Consider the following 19,734-nt stretch of genomic DNA (forward strand, 5'->3'; position numbering starts at 1 on the left):
TGTCGAGTCTGCCGTGGGGCGCCATCTGATGGTCGCAATCCATGGCGCGGTGGCGGACCGCTCATCTGTCCACCTCGTCACACAAAGCATCGTTTCCGCACTCGAATCAGGTGCGATAGCCAGGGGCCGGTCAGAAGCCTCTATCACCGAGATCGCCGCAGTCCTCGAATCCAGAGCGCAATCAACGGAAGCCGAAGCGGCACTCGAGAGAATCTCTCGAGTGTGCGTCGATCGACCCGTCGCCGTCCTCCAGCAGGTTCGGACGACCTCGGTCGCATGCGCATCATTGCCGGGTTCGTTCGGCCGCAGCGACATAGAACAGGCATTTTGTCAGGCATACGCGGTCGCAACCGGAACGGCGCGGACCACCATCGACGTGGAGGTCGATCAACGCGACTTCCTGTCCGCCGATCTTCGTACCGATCACAAGATCGGCTGGCTGACAACAACATATCCGCGCGGCACGGACCTGACTCTCGAATCGGCCGATCGTCACTGGTATTCACTGGTGCGATACAACAACCGTCGTGGGCGACGGCTGCTGAAGACGGCCGGCAACCCGCTGGTCCTGCTGACACAAACCTTTGGTCACCAGGCGAATCCAGCCCAGGCCGAAGGCGTCGAATGCTACTACTCGGTGATCGGTCGATACCGGCTCAACCACAACTCGATCGACCTCGAGGTCCTCGCCGCCGAAGCCGGCGCCGCCGAGGCGATCGCCGGGGCCTGGAGTCACGAGTTGTCGCGGAAATCTGAACAAATATCTTGAACCCGCTTTCGATTGGCGGGCCTTATTGCCCAATGTTCCATCAGTGCCCGATCACGGGAAAGCGCTGCTCCAGACTATTGGATCACGACTGGCAATGGTATAGGTTTTGGGTTGCCTAACCTTAGCTGGGAAGGCATTTCATTACTTTTGCGAACAACCCGTGGTGTGAACGCTCCAAAGGAGAAGAATGAAGATCAACCGACTGTGGCGCGCTGTTCCTGCGCTCGTAATAGCTGCGTTACTGCTCTTGTTGAGTGCCTGTTCGAGCAGCGACGACAACACCGATTCATCATCGGCTAGCTCGGCGAGCGCCGGAGAATTCCCGGTCACGGTGACGCATGCATTCGGCGAGACGACGATCGAGGAGGATCCCGAGCGAGTCGTGGCACTCATCGATCGTGATGCCGACACACTCTTGGCGCTCGGCGTGACGCCAGTGGCGATCCGCTCGCTGTACGAGTTCGAATCGGGAGTCGGACCGTGGGCCGAAGAGGCGCTGGGTGATGCGAAGCCGACGGTGTGGACCGGACAAGACCTCAACTACGAGAGTATTGCCGCCGCAGATCCGGATCTGATCGTCTTTGCGACATCCGGCGGGGATGAGGAAGAGTACAAGCTCCTGTCTGCCATCGCGCCGACGATCCCGCTTCCCGAGGGCGCGGAGCCCTGGGCCGCCACCACCGAGCAGACCACGCTCCTGATCGCAGAGGCCTTGGGACGCAAGGCCGATGGCGAACAATTGCTGGCCGGCATGGACGCCTACCTCGCCGAGCAGAAGGCCGCGTACCCGGCGTTCGCGGGCAAGACCGCCAACTACCTGGACATCTACGACGGCGGAATGATGGCCTACGGCTCCAGACACATCGTGAACGGCTTGCTGTACAGCGTCGGCTTCGAGCCGATCCCGGCGATCGCCACCGTCGATGAGCTAGGAATCAAGATCTCACCCGAAACCCTTGGCAACTACGACGCCGATGTTGTTGTGTCGTACACGTGGAACGCGACTCTCGAGGACTTGAAGGCGAAAATCCCCACCTTCGCTTCCTTGGGCTCGGTCACCAACGGGCAGTTCTTCGTCCTGCAAGACCTGGCGTTCTCCAACAGCTCGGTGCTCTCAATCCAGTACGCACTGGACAATCTGCTTCCGCAGATCAACCAAACGCTGGCCTGACATACGAAATATGGCCGGGGTGTTCGGAGCCACCATCCTCCGATCACCCCGGCCATTTCTGTCAGCCGCCTACGAGACGTCCTGTCCACCGGTGAGTCCGGCAACCCGCTCCAGCACGCTCTGCCAGCGGCCCACGAGGGACACCGCGGTGTCGACCGAGAGTTGACCACCGGGCGAGGAGCATCCCAACGACATCGTCGCCTCACCGTGGATACCGACCACGCGAGCGATCGCCGCAAGCGGATTGTCGCCACCGAGTTGCTCGGTGTGCGCGCGCAACGCCTCTCGTTCCTCAGCTGCCAGGGCCCAACCCTTCGACGAATAGCTTTCGAAGCGTCCCTCGTAATTGAATGCGACCTCGTCTCCATTGATCGTCGGACCTTCGGGTCCCAACAATCGTCGGTAGTACGAAAAGCCCTCACCTGAATCAGGAACTGCCGACAGCTCGGCTTGCACTGCCGCCAACGCGGCCGCGAACCTATCGGCGAAGTCTGGATCGCCGCCTACCGGAATTCCGTAGTCCATCTCGACCACGGCCGGGTACAGCTCCGCGAAGTATCCCACTGTCGACGCCAGCGACCCGTCGTCCAGCAATCCCTCCGCCCGGCCATGACCCTGCAGCAACAGCGGTTGACGAATCATCCCACCGCGACAGCCGTTTTCGTCTACGAGCGCGACCAGCAAGGCCGCCAACAGGACGTCTGAGGTACTGGCGCCGAATGTCCGCGGTATCTCCGTGGTGACTGCACCGGTGGTCTCCGGGGCCAACACCACCGATTGCAGTGCACGCGCACTGCCGCGTTCACCTGTCTCCTCGGCGACCAATATCGACAGCGGGCTCGATACGTTCTCACGCAACCGCTTCGAATAGTCCACCCATTCCGCGAAGACCGCGGCCTGCCGAACATCGAGGCTGCGAGTGGCCAGTCGTGCGGACCAGTCGACGAATGACACCGACTCCAGACGGGGAATCACCTGCCGGCCGGCGACAAGATCCTCACAGGCTGTTGCCAATTCACCCAGGAGCACCTGCCACGACATCGCATCGATGACCAAGTGACTGATCGCCACCAGAAGCCGCGCCGGCCGGTCGCCACAGTCGAAGTACCGCAGCGCGTACATCTGCCCTTCCTGCGGAAGGATCTGCCGATGAATGTCGGCCAGCACCTGCGACTCTGCCGCGATCAGGTCCGCGTCAGTGAGTGCCCTGGCATCGATCGATGCGATCTGGACGGCAGCATCGGGACCTGCGTCGTCGCTGATCCGATGCCACCACCGGTTGTCGTGGACCGAAAACTCGGTTGTCGACCGAAGGACCGGGTGCGCGGTGACAATCGCGGCAAAGGCCGATTCGACGTGTCCTACCGTCACGTATTCCGGTAGTTCCAGCAGCATCGGCACGAAGAACTTCGTATGGTCGCGGTCGCTGTCGAGTATGTCGCCCAGTACCGGCGCAACCGGGGCCCGGTCCTGGATCACCGCGCCCCGATGCGATTCTTCGGCCAACCGGGCGAAGGCAGAGAGGACGTCAAGCCACCGTCGACCGAGCTCAGCGATCTCGGCAGCCGAGACGAATGTCTCTGCTGTACTGAACGCGATCCGCAACTCGGTGCCCGCTGCACCGCGTGACGAAATCGCATTGATCTCCAAGGTTTCGGGTGCCTCACCGGCATTCGCGGTGCCGAACTCAAGAGAGGTCCCGGGCGCCGGCTGCCATGCCACGGCTTCATCGGGGGTATCGAGACGCCCGAGATAGTTGAACAGCACCTCGGCGGTCGATCCTGACTCGATCGACTCACTTGTGTACTTCGAATACAAAGAGCCGTAGCCGATCCCTTTGTCGGGGATGGTTCGCAATGTCCGCGCCACCGAGTCGAACGCCCCCATGAGATCCCGCGGATCGGGTGTCTCACGACCACCATCGGAAGACGGTTGCCACCGAACGGTTCCCGGTTCGAGAACAACCGGGAACAGGGTGGTGAACCAGCCAACCGTTCTCGACAGATCAACGCCGGGCATCACCCCTTCCTCACGACCATGCCCTTCCATGGCCACGGCAACGGGTCCGGAATCGAGCAAACGGACATCAGAACGCCAGCGGTCAATGGCGACTGCCAGTGTCGCCAGCAGAACATCATTCACCTCACCTCCGAGTATCCGGGGCAGATCCAGCAGTATCGGACCTGCAATGTCGGCTTCGATGACGAGCTCACTCGAGACCAACTCACCCAGCCGGGAATCCGGATCGGTGGCCGGTCGTCCGATCGTTGCCACCGCTGCCGTTGCGACATGTCGCCAGTACGGCAGTTCGTGGGCGAACCCACCGGCCTGAATGTGCTCGGTGTACATGCGTGCCCAGGACCGCCAGTTGGTGCCTTCCGGAGAGGGCAACGGAGCACGTCCCTCCTCCACCGACGACCACATGTCCGCCAGGTCCTCCGTCAGCAACCGCCATGAGACACCGTCCACGACAAGGTGATGTATCACGAGCACAAGCTCGCCGTATCCGACGTCTTCGCCGGTAGCTTCCCGCGGGACCGGAGGTATCCATACCGCCCGGATCAACCGGCCCGACCACGGATCGAGCTCGCCCACCGCACGTGCCGCGCACGTCTTCCGGTGCGCTGCGGGGTCACCCACCGACGGAGAAACCGTCAGGACCGTATCGGCCCGCAGCGCACCGGCTTCCGGAATCTCGAGTTCGACCCCATCATCGCGACGGACGCATCGAGCACGCAGCGCGTGGTGCACGTCGAGCAGACCCTGCACCATGTCAACCAAGCGCGATCGCGTCGTCTGCGGTGGTGTTGCAAGTGTCAGCGACTGGTAGAAACCGTCTTTCGCATCCGTCGCAGCGAGATACTGCTCCACGATGGGTGTCGAGGGAACCGGGCCCACACCGGCAGTGTCGATAGGCACGGTGACGCCGGGCACGGTGGGTTCCGCGGCGGCATCAAGCCGTTCGGCGATGGCCTCGACTGTGCGCAACTGCATGATGTCGCCTGGCTTCAAACCGAACCCGCGCTTTCGTGCGCGACTGGCCGCAGTCAGTGATGAGATGCTGTCCCCGCCGAACTCGAAGAAGTCATCGCCGACACCAACGGTGTCCACCGACAACACATCGGCGAAGATGCTGCACAGCGCCGCTTCCGTCTCTGTGCGGGCGGCACGCGCCGAACTCTTTCCGAAGGGTTGCGGCTCCGGAAGTGCTGCCACATCCAGCTTGCCGTTGATCGTCATCGGTAGTTCGGTCACCACCGACCACAGGCTCGGGACCATGTAGCTCGGCAGCGAGCCCGCAATCTGCTCTCGGACCGCCGTGACCACATCGGTGGGATCGCCGTCGACAAAGGTTGATTCGGGATCCACGACGAGATGCGCGATCAGCGTGACCGACGCCGGACCGTCGGGTTCGTCCGATCCCGTTCGCACCAGAACCGCGCATTGCGACACCGCCGGACCGGCCGTGATCGCCGCATCGACCTCACCGAGTTCAACCCGGTGTCCTCTAATCTTGACCTGGTCGTCACTGCGACCGAGGAAGTCCAGGTGTCCGTCGCCGCGCCTGCGGACCACATCTCCGGTCCGGTACATCCGGGCGCCCGGGGTCTGCGGATCGGCGACAAATCGAGCGGCCGTCACCCCGAATCTGTTGAGGTAGCCGCGTGCCAGACCCGGACCGGACAGATAGAGCTCTCCTTCGACGCCGGCCGGCACCGGCCGTAACCAGGCATCGAGGATGTGAGCGACGGTATTGGCAATCGGCCCACCCACTGTCGGCGCCACACTGTCGTCGGTTCCGGCGCCCAGGGCGTTGATCGTGTATTCCGTGGGCCCGTAGAGGTTGTAACCGGTGACGTCTCCCCTGGTGCGCAGCTTCGCCCACACCCCCTCCGACACCGCCTCGCCACCGAGGAGCACCAGTACCGGACCACCACGACCGTGTGTGTTGCCGTGCTTTTCACCGACGGCCGGATCCAACAGGCCCAGCTCGAACAGGTGGTGTGCGTATGTTGGCGTCACATTGACCACATCCACCGAGTTCGCATGGCAGTACTCGACCAGGGCCGAGCCATCGCGACGCAGTTCCTCGTCGCAGATGTGCACCTCATGACCTTCGAGCATCCACAGCAACTCCTCCCACGACATGTCGAAGGAGAACGACACCGTGTGGGCGATGCGCAGCTTTCGGCCGCCTGCCGCATCGATGACGGGCTCGAAGATCGCCTCGCGGTGGTTGATCACCATGTTCGTCAAACCCAGATACGGCGTGATCACCCCTTTGGGGACGCCGGTGGATCCCGAGGTGTAGATGACATAGGCCGGGAGGTCCATCCGTGAGCGACCGAGCGAAACAAATCCCGTCAGCTCCTCCTCACGCAGGGCATTCGAATCCGTTGCCGCAGCCGTCTCGAGCGTTGCCGGTGCGTCGAGCAAGAGCACTGCTGTCTCCGACCCCTGCACGATCGTGTCGAGCCGGCTCCATGCGCCCGTCGCCGATACCACCAGTACCGGTGCGGCATCGGCGACGGTCTGCCAGAGTCGATCGACCGGATGATCCAGTTCGAGCGGCAGGTACGCCCCGCCGGCCCGAAGCACCGCGAACAGCGCGACCACCATGTCCACCGAGCGGGGCAACGCCAGTCCGACAACCGATTCCGGGCCGACTCCGCGATCGATCAACATTCTGGACATCACATTGACCCGACGCTCGAGATCGCGGAAGGTCACTCGATCGGTACCCATGACCAGCGCAACGGCGTCGGGCTCGATCGCCGCCCGGTCTCTGAGCATCTCGGCCACGGTACGATCCGGGCAGGCCCGTGACGGCCCCGTCAGCACCGACTCGTGCCCGACCGGCAGAGATCCGACGCGGACGTCGGCTGCCGACGGCAGCGCAGTCAGAAGGCATTGAAGGGCGGCCAGAATCTCCTCGGCAGCAGCTCGACTGACATCAGGTTGCCGGAAGTCGAGTGTCATCTCCATACGCTGGAAGGGATTGACCGCGACCGAGAGCGGATAATGCGAGTCGTCGATGGTGCCGCCGCCCACCATCTCGTTTTCCGATGCGATGTCCAGGGAGTCCGTCCAGGCATTGCGCAACGTGAACAGCACATCGAAGAGCGGGCCGCTGCCGACCGCCTTCTGAATCTGTCCGAGTCCCAGGTATTCGTGCGACAACAGTTCCACGCGTTCGGTCTGCAGCCGCTTGAGCATCGCGGCGACAGTCTCGTCCGGATCGAGCGCGATCGCAACGGGGACCGTGTTCAGGAACAGACCCACCGCGGACTCGATCCCCGCTATCTCCGGCGGACGCAACACATTCGGCGAACCGAAGATCACCCGATCGGTACCCATCCGGTGTGTCAGGACCAGCGCCAGCGCGGAGTTCAGCACAGTGTTCACGGTGACACCCTCGGCATGCGCCAGATCACGCAGCGCATCCGAATCACTCTCGGACAACACCGATTTCAAACGTTCCGAGGAGCCTTCACGCGGCACCGCCCCCGGGGCAATGAACGATCCGTTCTCCTGCCCACGCAGAATGCGCTGCCAGGCACGGTCGGATGCCCCCCGATCCTGTTGCGCGTTCCATACCAGAAAGTCGTGGTAGCCGGTGTCTTCCGGCAGCGCGGAGGCGTCGAAAGATTCGTCCTGATCGCCTTCGAGCGCAACATAGACTTTCATGATCCGATCGGCGAGATTCATCGCCGAGGCACCGTCGAAGCACAGGAAGTGCGCCGTGAGAAGCAGCCGAGTCCGATGATCGGGCAGATCAATCTTCGCGATACGCCACAGTGTCTGTCCGACAACGCCGTCGATAGCGGACTTCTCTGCCACGAACAGGTCGCTGCCGGCCGGGTCGTCCGGCACCGGCCCAGCACTGAGATCGACACTTAGAATCGGATTGTCGAGGCGATCGAGGATCGTCTGGTGTGCAACGCCATCAGGATCGACGACCACCTGCATACGCAGGGCCGGAGTTCGTTCCACCACAATCGACACCGCCGACTGGAGGCGATCGGAGTCCAGTGCCCGGTCGAAGTCGAAGTAGTTCTGCACCACGTACACGGCACCACCGGTCTCACCGAACTCCGATTGGAAGTACAGCCCCTGCTGCAATGCGGACAACGGCAACACGTCGGAAGCCGGTCCGGTGGCCTGCGCCAGCAACATCGCACGCGTCGACGCATCCAGGTCGACCAGGCGCACATCGGCCGGGGCCGTGCTGGATTCGAGTTCGTTCTGCCCGGCGGCGACAGCCAGCAGCCGAACCGTCCGTGCGGCGAACACGTCCCGCAGAGTCAACAGCGTCCCGGCCCGCCTCAGCCGGCTGACGAGCTTGACGGCGAGGATACTGTCACCGCCCATGGCGAAGAAGCTACGGTCGATTCCGATCACCCGATCCCGATCGAAGCCGAGGACTTCGGACACTGCTGCGGCGATCACCCTCTCACCCGTGGTTCCTGCTACCGAGGCGCTCGGATCGTCTTCCACAACAACCGGTTCAGGAAGTCCGGCACGATCGAGCTTGCCGTTGACGGTCAGCGGCAACCGATCCAGGCGGGTGAAGGAAGACGGAACCATGTGCTCGGGCAGCGAAGCAGTCAGAAGGTCGTGGATCGACTCTTCGAGGGCGGAGTTCGGTTCCTGATTGGATCCGCCGGTCGTGTAGTAGGCGGCCAGGTAGTCGCCACCGGCACCAGCCCTGGCGATGACTGCGGCCGAACCAACTGCGGGATGGTCTTCCAAAACCGAGCGGATCTCGTCGGTTTCGATCCGGAAGCCACGGATCTTGACCTGGAAGTCAGTTCGGCCGAGGTACTCCAGGGCGCCATCGGTGTTCCATCGGACCAGATCTCCGGTGCGGTACAACCGACTTCCCCGATCACCGTCGACTGGCAGCGGGTTCGCGACGAACCGGGCGGCGCTCAGGCCGGGCCGGTTGTGATAGCCCTGCGCCAACTGGACTCCACCGAGATACAGCTCACCGGTGACCCCGGGGGGCACCGGCCGTAGATGACGGTCGAGCACGTGTGTATCGGTGTTGGCCACCGGCACACCGATCGGTACACCTGATCCGGTCAGCGCTGCGAGCAGGCTGGCGGTCACAGGCTGATACGTGACGTCGACCGCGGCCTCGGTCGGACCGTAAAGGTTGTGAATCCGGTCCCCGAAGACGGTGACGGCGTCGGCTGCCGTCGAGGTCGGCAGTGCCTCACCCGAGCAGAACACTCGGCGCACGCCGCACATTAGCTCCATCGACGGCTCCGATTCGAGGAACGCCGCCAACATAGACGGCACAAAATGCACCGTTGTGACCTGTTTTTCGGCGATCACCATGGTGAGATACTCGGCGTCCTTGTGTCCCTCCGGTTCGGCCACGACCATCGATGCGCCGGCAATCAGCGGCCAGAAGAACTCCCAGACGGACACGTCGAAACTGAACGGGGTCTTCTGTAGTACCCGGTCTGTTCCGTCGATCCGATACTCATCCTGCATCCACAGCAACCGGTTGCTGATGGCCTCATGCGACACCACAACACCTTTGGGCTGCCCGGTTGTCCCGGAGGTGTAGATCAGATACGCCGCATCGGAGCCCTGCAGGCACCTCGACCTCTCGAGGTCGGTGACCGGTGCCGGCGACATCCTGGACAACTGCCCGGCGAAATCCTCGTCGTCCAGCACAATCAGCCGTCCGCGTTCACCGGCTGCATCCAACGCCGCACCCAGGTCACCGGCAGCGGTTGTGATGTCGGTGATGATCACGGCGGGAGCCGAATCCAGCAGGAGATATCCGATCCTTTCGACCGGGTATGACGCATCAACCGGCACATAGGCCGCACCGGCACGGACCACCGCCACCAACGAGACCGGGAGGTTCTCACTCCGCGGCAGTACCACCGCGACTCGGTCACCCACCTGCACACCACGTTCGATCAGCACGCGTGCCAGCCGATTCACCCGGGCGTCGACATCACCGTAGGACAGTTCGGTGCCGGAGTACACCACCGCGATCGCCTCCGGGGTCGCCGCCGCCTGTGCGCTCATCAAGTCGTCGAGTGTGGCTCCCTGCACGTGGTACTCCGGTCGCCGGTCGCCGGCAGCGCACAGCGCCAACTGCTCCCGATCGGATCCGGTCAGTAGATCCAGGTCCGCCAGCCGACTGTCGATCTCGGTGCCGAACGCCTCGAAGACCCGCGTCAATCTGGTTGTGAAGCGGTCGATGGTCGCGGCATCGAACAACTCCGTCGCGCAGCCGGTTAGGATTTCGATCCGGTCGGCAGACACTGTGACAAACAGTTCGACGTCGGCCTTGACTGTGCCCGGGGACACCCGATGGAGGGTTCCGAATTCGATGCCGGGAGCGAACTCCACCGGAGGTGAGGATGATTCGCGGTAGGCGAGCACTGTCTGGAAGAGCGGATTGTGGGTGGCTGCCCGTTCGACGCCACTGACCCGGACGATCTCCTCGAACGGAGCTTCCTGATGATCGAATCCGCCGAGGACCACGCCGCGGGCCCGCACCAGCATGTCGGCCAGCGTCGGATTGCCGCTCAGGTCATGACGCAGCGGCAGAGTGTTCACGAAATAGCCGATCAGATCGGCCAGGTCGGCATCGGGACGCCCGCCCACCGCCGAACCGATCACCACGTCGTCACCGGCCCCCATCGACGAGACGGCAAGCGCCACCGCTGCCTGGGTCAACATGAACAGCGAAACACCGCTACGGCGGGCTGCTTCGCGTAATCCGGCAACCACCGGACCCGAGATCGCGGTGTCATCCCACCGCGCCGACCAGGTAGGTGTCGCCGAACAGTGCCGGTCTCGTGGGAGCCCGGAGAGCAGCGGCGCACCCTGCAACACCTGCGACCAATGCCGCAGGTGCCCGGCCAACGACGACGATGCGTTGGCACCATCACCGAGTGTCAGGCGCTGCCATGCCGCGTAGTCCGCATACTGGACGCGCAGCGATGGAAGGCCGGGCTCGGCGCCCGCGGTTCGAGCACGGTAGGCCGTCATCAGATCACGCTGGAGTGTCTGTACAGACCATTCGTCGTATGCCGCATGATGCAGTCCGATTGCCACCACACAACCTTCGGCGACATCGATGAGGGCAACACGGATCGGGAGATCGGCGGCGAGCGAGAACGGGCGCAGGACCGCCTTTCGCACTTCACCGTGGATCTGGGACGAATCCCACTGCGATCCATCGAGCGTGCGGATTTCCAGCTGCTCGCGGGCCGCTGTGGCCGAGACGATCTCCTGGCGCACCACCAACTCATCGTCGGCGACCAACATTGTCCGCAGCGATTCGTGCCGGTCCACGACGTCCTTGAACGCGGCACCGAGCGCAGCGAGGTCGACCGCCCCCAGCAGAGAGAACGCGGCCGACAATATGTACTGATCGGAAGGCCCGGACATCTGGTCCATCAACCACAGGGACTGTTGGCCGAAGGATGCCGGAACGGACTGCGGCCGTTGCACATCCGCCACTCTCGGTCGCGAGTCTTTCCGATCTCCGGCGCGTTCGGTGATCACCGCGGCCAGCTCGGCGACCGATGGGTTCTCGATCAGCGCCCGTAGCGTGAGTGCCGTGTCGAGCGCGGCGTTGATCCGTGACCCCAACCGGGTCAGGCGCAATGAATCCACACCCAGGTCCATGAAGTTCGCGTCGATAGAGACCAGCGTGGCATCCATGTCGGGGTCGATGATCGCGGCCACGATCTCCTGCAGTGCACGCTCGGTCTCGTCGGCCGGATCTCGAAGTACCTCGTGGCCGGTATCGAAGACCGGAGCGGGCAGTGCGGCGTTGTCGATCTTGCCGTTTGTGGTCAGCGGCAGCGCGTCCATCTGAGTGAACGAGGCCGGCACCATGTAATTCGGCAATCGGTCGGCGACATACTTGCGAATCTCGCCGGCGAGCAGGCTCACCCCGCTAGTGTAGTAGGCAGCCAGATGCACGTCGGACCGGGCACCGCCGGTGTCGACGCGCACCGCGACAACTGTCGCACTGCTGACCTCAGGATGTGATCTGAGTGTCTCCGCGATCTCACCCAACTCGATCCGGAAACCACGGATCTTGACCTGATCATCGGTCCGCCCAAGGTAGTCGATCTGACCATCGGAACGCCAGCGCACGAGATCGCCTGTTCGATAGAGCCTCTCACCGAGGCCGAAAGGATCCGCCACAAACCTCTCACAGGTCAGCGCGGCACGTTCGAAGTAGCCACGAGCCAATCCGACGCCGGCGAGGTAGAGCTCACCCGGCGTTCCGGGTGGAGTCGGAGCCAGATTGCCATCGAGGACATAGGCCCGTGTGTTGTCGATCGGCGTCCCGGCGTTGGACGTCGGACTGTTCGCGAGATCCGCGCCCAGAGCATTGATCGTGTACTCGGTCGGACCATACAGATTGAAACTCTCCACGCCCGGTGCATCACGGAGTTCGGTCCACAGCGACTCCGGCACCGCCTCGCCGCCGAGTGAGACAAATACCACCCCTGGATCGGTCGCATCCGTCGAGGCCCCGGAAGGACGTGGGCGGGCAAGCAGACCGTCTTCGGTAAGGATCTGCCCGTAGGAAGGCGTGACATCGAATCCGTCGACGCGCTCACGGTCGTAGTGGGCCAACAGCAGCTGCGGGTCCTTCCGCATCTGTTCATCGATCACATGCACCTGGTGCCCGTTGAGGAGCCAGAACAATTGTTCCCACGAGGCGTCGAACGAGAACGACGTCGTATGGGCGATCTTCATCCGCCGTCCACCCTGATGGGCCACCACCGGATCAAAGATCTTGCGCTCGTGATTGAAGTACATGTTGGTCAGCCCGCGTTGACCGACGGCCACGCCCTTCGGGCGCCCTGTCGATCCCGAGGTGAAGATCACGTACGCAAGATTGTCCGGGTCCACCGGAACGGGATCCACCACTTCGCCACGCCGAGAATCGAGTTCGGCGACAATTGTCCCGGCGTCGAGATCGACGACGGTGTACCCGCACCGCACCGGAACACGTGCCACGTGTTCGGAGCTGGTCAGGACAACCTTCGGGGATGCCGCATCGAGGATGTACTCGATGCGCTCGTCCGGGTAGTCCGCGTCGACCGGAACGTACGCCGCACCTGCGAAAAAGACGCCGAACAGCGCCACGATCGTGCGTTCGTCGCGCGGGAGCAACAGCGCCACCCGATCTTCGGGACGCACGCCCCTGCTGGTCAACACCGCGGCATATCGGCAGGCAGCTCCGACGAGTTCGGCGAAGGTCAGGTGGACATCGCCGGCCACCACAGCGGTCGCCTGCGGTGTCCGTATCGCCTGCGCACGAAGCAGTTCGGCGATGGTGGTGTCCTCGACCGGACGCGCGGTGGCGTTCCAGCGGTCGAAGAGTTCCACGTCGGCAGCTGTGGTTACGGAGATCTGCCCGACGGGCGAGTCGAGGTCCGTCGTCATCGCCGTCAGCACCATCTCGAGTCGATCGATGATCGAATCGACCTCTGCAGCCGAATAAACATCGCCCCGGTAGGAGCACCGAACGGTGACCTGGTCGGACGGATATACCGCGAACGACAACGGGTAGTGGGTGGAGTCAGAGAGTTCACTGCCGACGACGGTGATCCGGGAACCGTCCGGACCGAAGTCCTCATCACTCTTCTTGGCTCCACCTGGATGGTTCTGGATGATAAACAGAGTATCGAAAAGAGTTGCAGCACCGGCGATACGCTGGATTTCGGCGAGGTTGACATACGCCGCCTCGAGTACGCCCGCACTCCGGGACTGGTGCTCGGTGAGCACCGCTCGGACCGACGCCGATCGCCGGGTGCGCACCTGGACCGGAACCGTGTTGAACAGCAAGCCGATGATCGTGTCCGACCCCTCGAGCTCGGGCGGACGCCCCGACACGCTGGTGCCGAACAGTGCACTGTCGCGGTTGGTCAACCGGGACAGAACAATTCCCCAGGCCACGTGCAGGAAGGTGCCGAAGGTGACCCCCGCCTGTCGGCAGGCGGCGATGATGCCCGCGTGTAGGTCCGAGTCGAGGGTGCGATAGATGTCACGGGCCGCATCCGCAGCCGGAATCGTATCGAGCGCCTGCGGTGCCACAATCGTCGGCTCGATGTCCCCAGACTCCGAGACATGGCCGAAATAGTGAGCCCATGCTGCCGTGGCATCGGCGGTGTCGCGCCTGGACAACCATCGGATGTACTCGCGGTATGGCGTTCGGGCGGAGAGCGCCTCACCGGTGACATCGCTGTATAGAGCGAACAACTCATCCCACACAAGCCCCAACGACCAGCCGTCGAACAGCAGGTGCTCGAAGGTGATCGCCACGATCCATTCGTCCGGCGTCTCCTCCACGAACAGGAAACGGATCAGTGGAGGCTGCTCTGCGATGAAGATCGCGGACCGCTCGTCGGCGAGAAGCGACGCGATGCCGCCATCGTGGGCAGTGGCCCTCACCACCCGGACCGGCGTCCGTACCCCTCTCGGGACAACCTGCACAGATTGTCCACCGACCGTCGTGAACCCGGCGGTCAAGTTCTCGTTGCGACCCAACAACATAGCCACCGCGTCGGTCATCCGGTCGACATCGAGAGAACCTCGCAGCCGGCCCCTCGACTGAGAGGCGTACAGGTCGGTGGCACCGGTTTCGTTCGCGATCTGCAGGTGGTAGAAGAATCCCTCCTGCAACGGCGACAGCGGCAGGACGTCCGCGACCTCACCGAAGACGTCAGCGAGCACGGCCCGATCGGCGGCCGACAGATCGACCAATTGCGTTCGCGCATGGTGCACCTCGACAATCTGCTCAACCATGCCCGCAATATCCGCCGACCCGACACCACCAGTCGCGACGACTCGGTCACCGCCGGATGCCAGAGCCGCCGCCAAGCCGCCGAGATCCCATACCAGGTCGACCCTGGATTGGACGACGACTCGGACCTCATGAGCCCCGACATGATCAACGGATGTGCTGCGTACCACCGTGACCAGCATCGCGTACCGGCCCAGATTATCGATTCCATTGCTGGACAATCGAATATCGGCACCGCCATCTCCGAAACGGACCATGACCTCGGCAACCGGGACATCATCGAAGATGCCCTGGGTCTGGTCGTTGTCCCAATACAGCAGGTCGTAGTCGGCAGCGATGGTCGGATCCGGAGGGATTGTTCCGGTGGCCCGAAGCCGTTCATACGCCCCACGACCTCGTACTACGGCGGCAGCGGCGCCGTCGAGGAACACCGGATATCGGGTGCGCACGCGCTTACCGAATCCGATGCCGTCGACCGCCCAGTGGGTGTCGACGTCACAGAACAGACCTGTTCCGGCTGTCGGCCCGAGCTCGTTCGCAATCCACCCGAGCACGGACGCCGCGAGGTCGTCTGGGCCGAGCGAACTCGCGAGAACATACTCGGTCACGTCTATATCGGTGGTCAGAGTGCTTAATCCAGTCACTTCGCGTTCGGTGTGCTCTTCGGCGAAATCTATCCAGTAGGTGTCGTCGAGGATCTCCGCGGACTCCGCACGATCGGAACGCATACCCGCCAGTGCATCCGTGGAAGGAACAGCGAGCCCCACCTCGTCACCGGCGTGCAGTGCCGAGGCAGCCGAGATCATTACGGCGGCGAACACCTCAACAGCGACCCCGTCAAGATCTCCGGCGCCGAGCAGCGTGAACTCGATCGCGCCGGCCTTTCCGGAGATGCACAAGTGCATCTCGCCCGGGCCCGGTGTCTCCGCTTCGTCTTCACCAGCCTCATCCAGCAGATGCACCTGAGACCGCAACGCCACCAATGAATCCGACAACACCCCTTCGCGGTGCTGCCGAAGGCCGAATGCCCGGACACACCTGACAAACGCGTCGACCACGGCGGTCACCGACGAGCCATCGACACCGTGGATGCGACGAATCCAAGTCCAGACCCGGGCGGAGTCCAGCCCGGCCTCGACATCAGACCGCACCGTCAGGTGTACTCCGACACCGTCCGCCAGTGCTGCCTCGGCGCCGGCCAGTACGCCGGCTTCGACCTCACAGGCCAGCGATGTGGACACGCTGCAGGTACTGGCAAGTGCTGTCGCCGAGGACTCCACCGCGGCAAGAACGCGCTCGATGATGCTGCGGCTGAATACTTCCGACGCATACGAGCACTCCACGATCAGGTGATCGAATTCGATCCTCACCGTCAGCTCGACCTCGGCGACACCGCGAGCCACCGAATCGAACCGATATGAGCCCGGTATTGCATAGCAGCCGACAGCCGAAGGTCCCCCCGAGTCGACCACCGACACCACCAACTGCAGGGTGTTCCCACCGATCGCGTCGGTGATATTCGCGTAAGGTATCGACGCATGATCGAGCGCATCACCTATCACACGCTGAAACTCGACAAGGGCGTCATCTCCCGGCACGCTCTCGCTCAACGTCAACCGCAGCGGAACTGTACGAGCTTCGCCGTCAACCGGAATGCCGAGCGTCAGGGCCCGATCACCGGTGATCTCGTGGATCGCCGCCGCCACAGCCCCGATGACCACCGTGGCCACCGGGAGCCCCGACCGAGCGGACACCAGCCGGAGTCCCTGCGCGACGCCGACACCCACGATGCGTTCTGCGCGCTCGACCACCCGGTCTCCTGCGGCAACAGCGGCGCCCCGACCCGGAAGGTCCGGACCCGGAACAGTCGCCTGTCCCACCCCCCACCAGTACCGGAGGTCGGTGATCACCGAGGTCAGATCACGATGGCCGCGGCGTGCGAAGTCGAAGAGTATCGATTCGAACCGATAATGACTCTCCAGGACGCCCAGTGTCGTCGCACGATCAAAACCTTTGTGCTCCCGGTATTCGCCGATTCTCGCCAGATCTCGGATACCGAAGTATGAGCCTGCCGACGTCGACACCTGATCCGTCCGCGAATGTACCTGTCCGTCCGCTACGACAGAGTCGAGCGTGGAGACGAAGAGGTCGTGACACGTCTGGCTCACCGTGAGGGCCAGTTCCTCAAGGGTCACATCGTCCGCCACATCGAACAGCATCTGATCAACGATCGACCCGGTGTCGATACCGGCATCAACCCGGTGGATGGTTACCCCGAAACTGTTCTCACCGTTGAGAATCGCGTACACGGCACCGGCCATCGGCAGTCCGCGGTAGTCGGGCAGCGGTCCGCCATGGACATTGAGGATCGTCAACTCCAGGTCGAGGATCGGCTTGCGGAAGATGAAGGGGTTGCCGGTGGACCACACCACTTGATGGTCCGTCGACACCGTCGCGAACAGGTCGGCGAGCTCGTTGACGTCAGTGGTCGCCTCACAACGCAGTTCGCCGGCCCATGCCGGCACGAACTCACCGATCGGGTGGACAACCAGTTCCACCGAGCATCCCACGGACCGCGCATGCTCCACCGCACGCCACAACAAGGCTCCAGAACCGACAAAGATCATTTGCGCTCACTCTCGTCATATTTCGGTCTCACAGCAGCAAACGACCACCCGTCGACCACACGAGTCGTCCTGGCAGATGGGCGGATGGGCCTCGGAATGAAGGGGGTCAGCGTGAGGACAGCTGGTCCACGGCTCCGGGAACGGGCTCTGCGGGATCTGTACCCAGTGCGACGATCCGATTGCCGGAGTCGACGTGGACGACCTTCGGTTCGTGAACTACGACCTCAACCTCGTCGAGCTGGTGGAAGGACATGATGATCACCAGGTCACCCGGATCGACCAAGTGCGCTGCGGCGCCGTTGATGCAGATGACACCCGAATCCGGGGGCCCGGTGATCGCATACGTCTCCAGCCGCGCACCATTGGTGACATCAACGACCTGGACCTGTTCCCCTTCCACCAGATCTGCTGCCTTCATGAGGGTTTCATCGATGGTGATCGAACCGACGTAATGCAGGTCGGCCTGGGTGACGGTGGCGCGATGGATCTTACCGTTCACCAGAGTGCGCAACATTCAATTCTCCAGAGTGTATTGGAATTCGAAAAGTTCAGTTGGACAGCGCTTTTTGAGACTTCAGACCGCCCTTATCCGAGGCCATCGCTTCGCGCAGGCTTTTCGGTCGCATATCGGTCCAGTGACCTTCGACGTAGTCCAGACAGGATTGCCGGGTCGCCGACCCGTCTTCACCGTGCACGATGCTCCAACCTGCAGGTACTGCTGCAAAGGTCGGCCACAGGGAGTATTGCTCTTCGTCGTTGACGAGGGCGTAAAACGTGGCGTTCTCGTCGTCAAAGGGGTTGGTGGACAAGTATCTGTTCTCCTTCGTTGTCGGCGATGCGTCCCGACCGGTCGCGCGCCAGCGAGGTCACCAGCTCACCTGAGCGCACGGCCAGATTCGATAGCAGCGTGGATGTGAGCCCGTGTGTGTGCTCGGTATTGCCCTGCAGGTAGATAGGTCCGCCGACCGGGTTGTTGATGACGAGCCGATAGTCCCGCCCTACCTGAGGTCTGCCCAGATCATCGAGTTCACACTGGTCGGCGAGTTCACCCAGCAGATCCTTGAGTCCGGTCGGCCGGAATCCCGTGGCGAAGACCACCGCGTCACAGTCGAGATCGACAACTGCTTGCGATGGCCGATGTGCGACGCGAACACTGACGCCGGATACTGATTCGATGATGCCCGCGATCTCCGAGGCCCCGCGAACGAACAAACGTCGACGACCGGCCACCCGTTCGGCGTACTCCCGGCGATACAGTTCCTCGATCAGAGGCGGGTCCACTGCCGAGTAGTTGGTGCCGCGGTGATAGTCCAGCAGTTGCTGGCGCAACTCTACCGACGATTGGTGGAAGTCCATCACCGCCTCGGGGTCGAAGATCCGGTTGGCGTACGGACTGTCGTCGGCCGGCGTGTAGCCGTATTTGCCGAAGACCGCGTGGATTTCGGCATCAGGGTACGTTTCGTGGAGGTAGGCGGCGACTTCGGCAGCACTCTGCCCCGAACCGACCACGACAAATCTATTGTGTTCCAGGGACGGGATCTGCGGCAGATGTGCGAGGAGTCGATGATTGTGGAACACCCGGTCGCTTGCGCGGATACCTGAAGGCAACGTGCCAGCGATGCCGCCGGCGAGTACCAGGGAGCGGCCGAACACCGGCTCCCGCCCCTCAACCTGAACCTCGAATACATCACCGGTCCAACGCACACCGGTCGCCGTTGCCCCGTAGTGCACGGGCGCGGCCACTCGATTGGCTGCCCACTCCAGATAGTCGTGGAACTCCAGGCGCGTCGGAAAGAAGCTCTGCGCATTGATGAAGTGAACCAGCCTGCCCCGCTCCGAAAGGTAGTTCAGAAACGAGTACTCGCTACAGGAGTTACGCTGCGTGACCAGGTCTTTGAGGAAAGAGATCTGCATCGTGGTACCGGGCAACAACATCCCCCGATGCCATCCGAATCGCGACTGTTTCTCCACGAAGGCCGATGTGATCCACTCGGATGCATCCACCGCACGATTGCGTTCGGAGAGCGCGATCGCCAGCGCGAGGTTCGACGGGCCGAATCCGACCCCCACGACGTCAACCGGGTCACTGCTGTTCATTGCCACAAATCGATCCCTCCCTCGCAGGCTTCGCGCCACTCAATCGACGCATCAGAGCCAATCCTAACCTGATTGGTGACATTTGGGATAGGCTAGAAATGCGAGAGGTTGGCACCCACTGCGGCACTGTCACGTTAATCGAAAAGTGAAGCGGCGAAGCATGTTTGGTACAGTTCGTTACAGGGCGCCGCTGGGCCGTTCACTTTCACGAGGCAAAATCGGTCGCGGTGACTTCCTGCCAGACTGCGAAACGGTCGGCCAT

6 protein-coding genes are annotated in these 19,734 nt (G+C 62.8%); 2 read left to right on the forward strand and 4 right to left on the reverse strand.

Annotated features, from left to right (window positions below):
* Together VIQ49_RS20625 and VIQ49_RS20630 are read left to right on the forward strand one after the other, a co-directional pair.
* Positions 1 to 769 (forward strand): hypothetical protein (locus VIQ49_RS20625; RefSeq protein WP_331888122.1); only part of this gene is annotated, 769 nt, incomplete at its 5' end.
* 187 nt (positions 770 to 956) lie between these two features.
* Complete coding sequence (locus VIQ49_RS20630) at positions 957 to 1,940, forward strand: iron-siderophore ABC transporter substrate-binding protein (protein WP_331888124.1); 984 nt, start codon at positions 957 to 959, stop codon at positions 1,938 to 1,940.
* A 69-nt stretch (positions 1,941 to 2,009) separates the two neighbouring features.
* Here the strand turns inward: VIQ49_RS20630 and VIQ49_RS20635 are convergent, their stop codons facing one another.
* The 4 genes from VIQ49_RS20635 to VIQ49_RS20650 form a co-directional block, all read right to left on the reverse strand.
* Positions 2,010 to 17,306 carry an amino acid adenylation domain-containing protein gene (locus tag VIQ49_RS20635; protein WP_331888126.1) on the reverse strand — a complete coding sequence of 5,099 codons (15,297 nt, stop codon included), beginning with the start codon at positions 17,304 to 17,306 and terminating at the stop codon, positions 2,010 to 2,012.
* A gap of 175 nt (positions 17,307 to 17,481) precedes the next feature.
* Positions 17,482 to 17,889 (reverse strand): aspartate 1-decarboxylase, encoded by a 408-nt coding sequence (gene panD, locus VIQ49_RS20640; protein ID WP_331888128.1) that lies wholly within the window; start codon positions 17,887 to 17,889, stop codon positions 17,482 to 17,484.
* 34 nt (positions 17,890 to 17,923) lie between these two features.
* On the reverse strand, positions 17,924 to 18,184 hold the full coding sequence (locus tag VIQ49_RS20645) for an MbtH family protein (RefSeq protein WP_331888130.1): 261 nt from the start codon (positions 18,182 to 18,184) through the stop codon (positions 17,924 to 17,926).
* Positions 18,165 to 19,472, reverse strand: a complete 1,308-nt coding sequence (locus tag VIQ49_RS20650) for a lysine N(6)-hydroxylase/L-ornithine N(5)-oxygenase family protein (protein WP_331888132.1) — start codon at positions 19,470 to 19,472, stop codon at positions 18,165 to 18,167. The genes VIQ49_RS20645 and VIQ49_RS20650 overlap by 20 nt, the downstream gene beginning before the upstream one ends.
* Positions 19,473 to 19,734: the final 262 nt, after the last annotated feature.

The sequence above is a fragment of the Williamsia sp. genome, assembly GCF_036566845.1.
In the GTDB taxonomy this organism is placed as follows: Bacteria; Actinomycetota; Actinomycetes; order Mycobacteriales; family Mycobacteriaceae; genus Williamsia.

Bases quoted from the DNA above. Each gene is read 5' to 3' on its own strand.
- panD (WP_331888128.1), bottom strand. From the start codon at position 17,889: ATGTTGCGCACTCTGGTGAACGGTAAGATCCATCGCGCCACCGTCACC.
- VIQ49_RS20630 (WP_331888124.1), top strand. From the start codon at position 957: ATGAAGATCAACCGACTGTGGCGCGCTGTTCCTGCGCTCGTAATAGCT.
- VIQ49_RS20650 (WP_331888132.1), bottom strand. From the start codon at position 19,472: ATGAACAGCAGTGACCCGGTTGACGTCGTGGGGGTCGGATTCGGCCCG.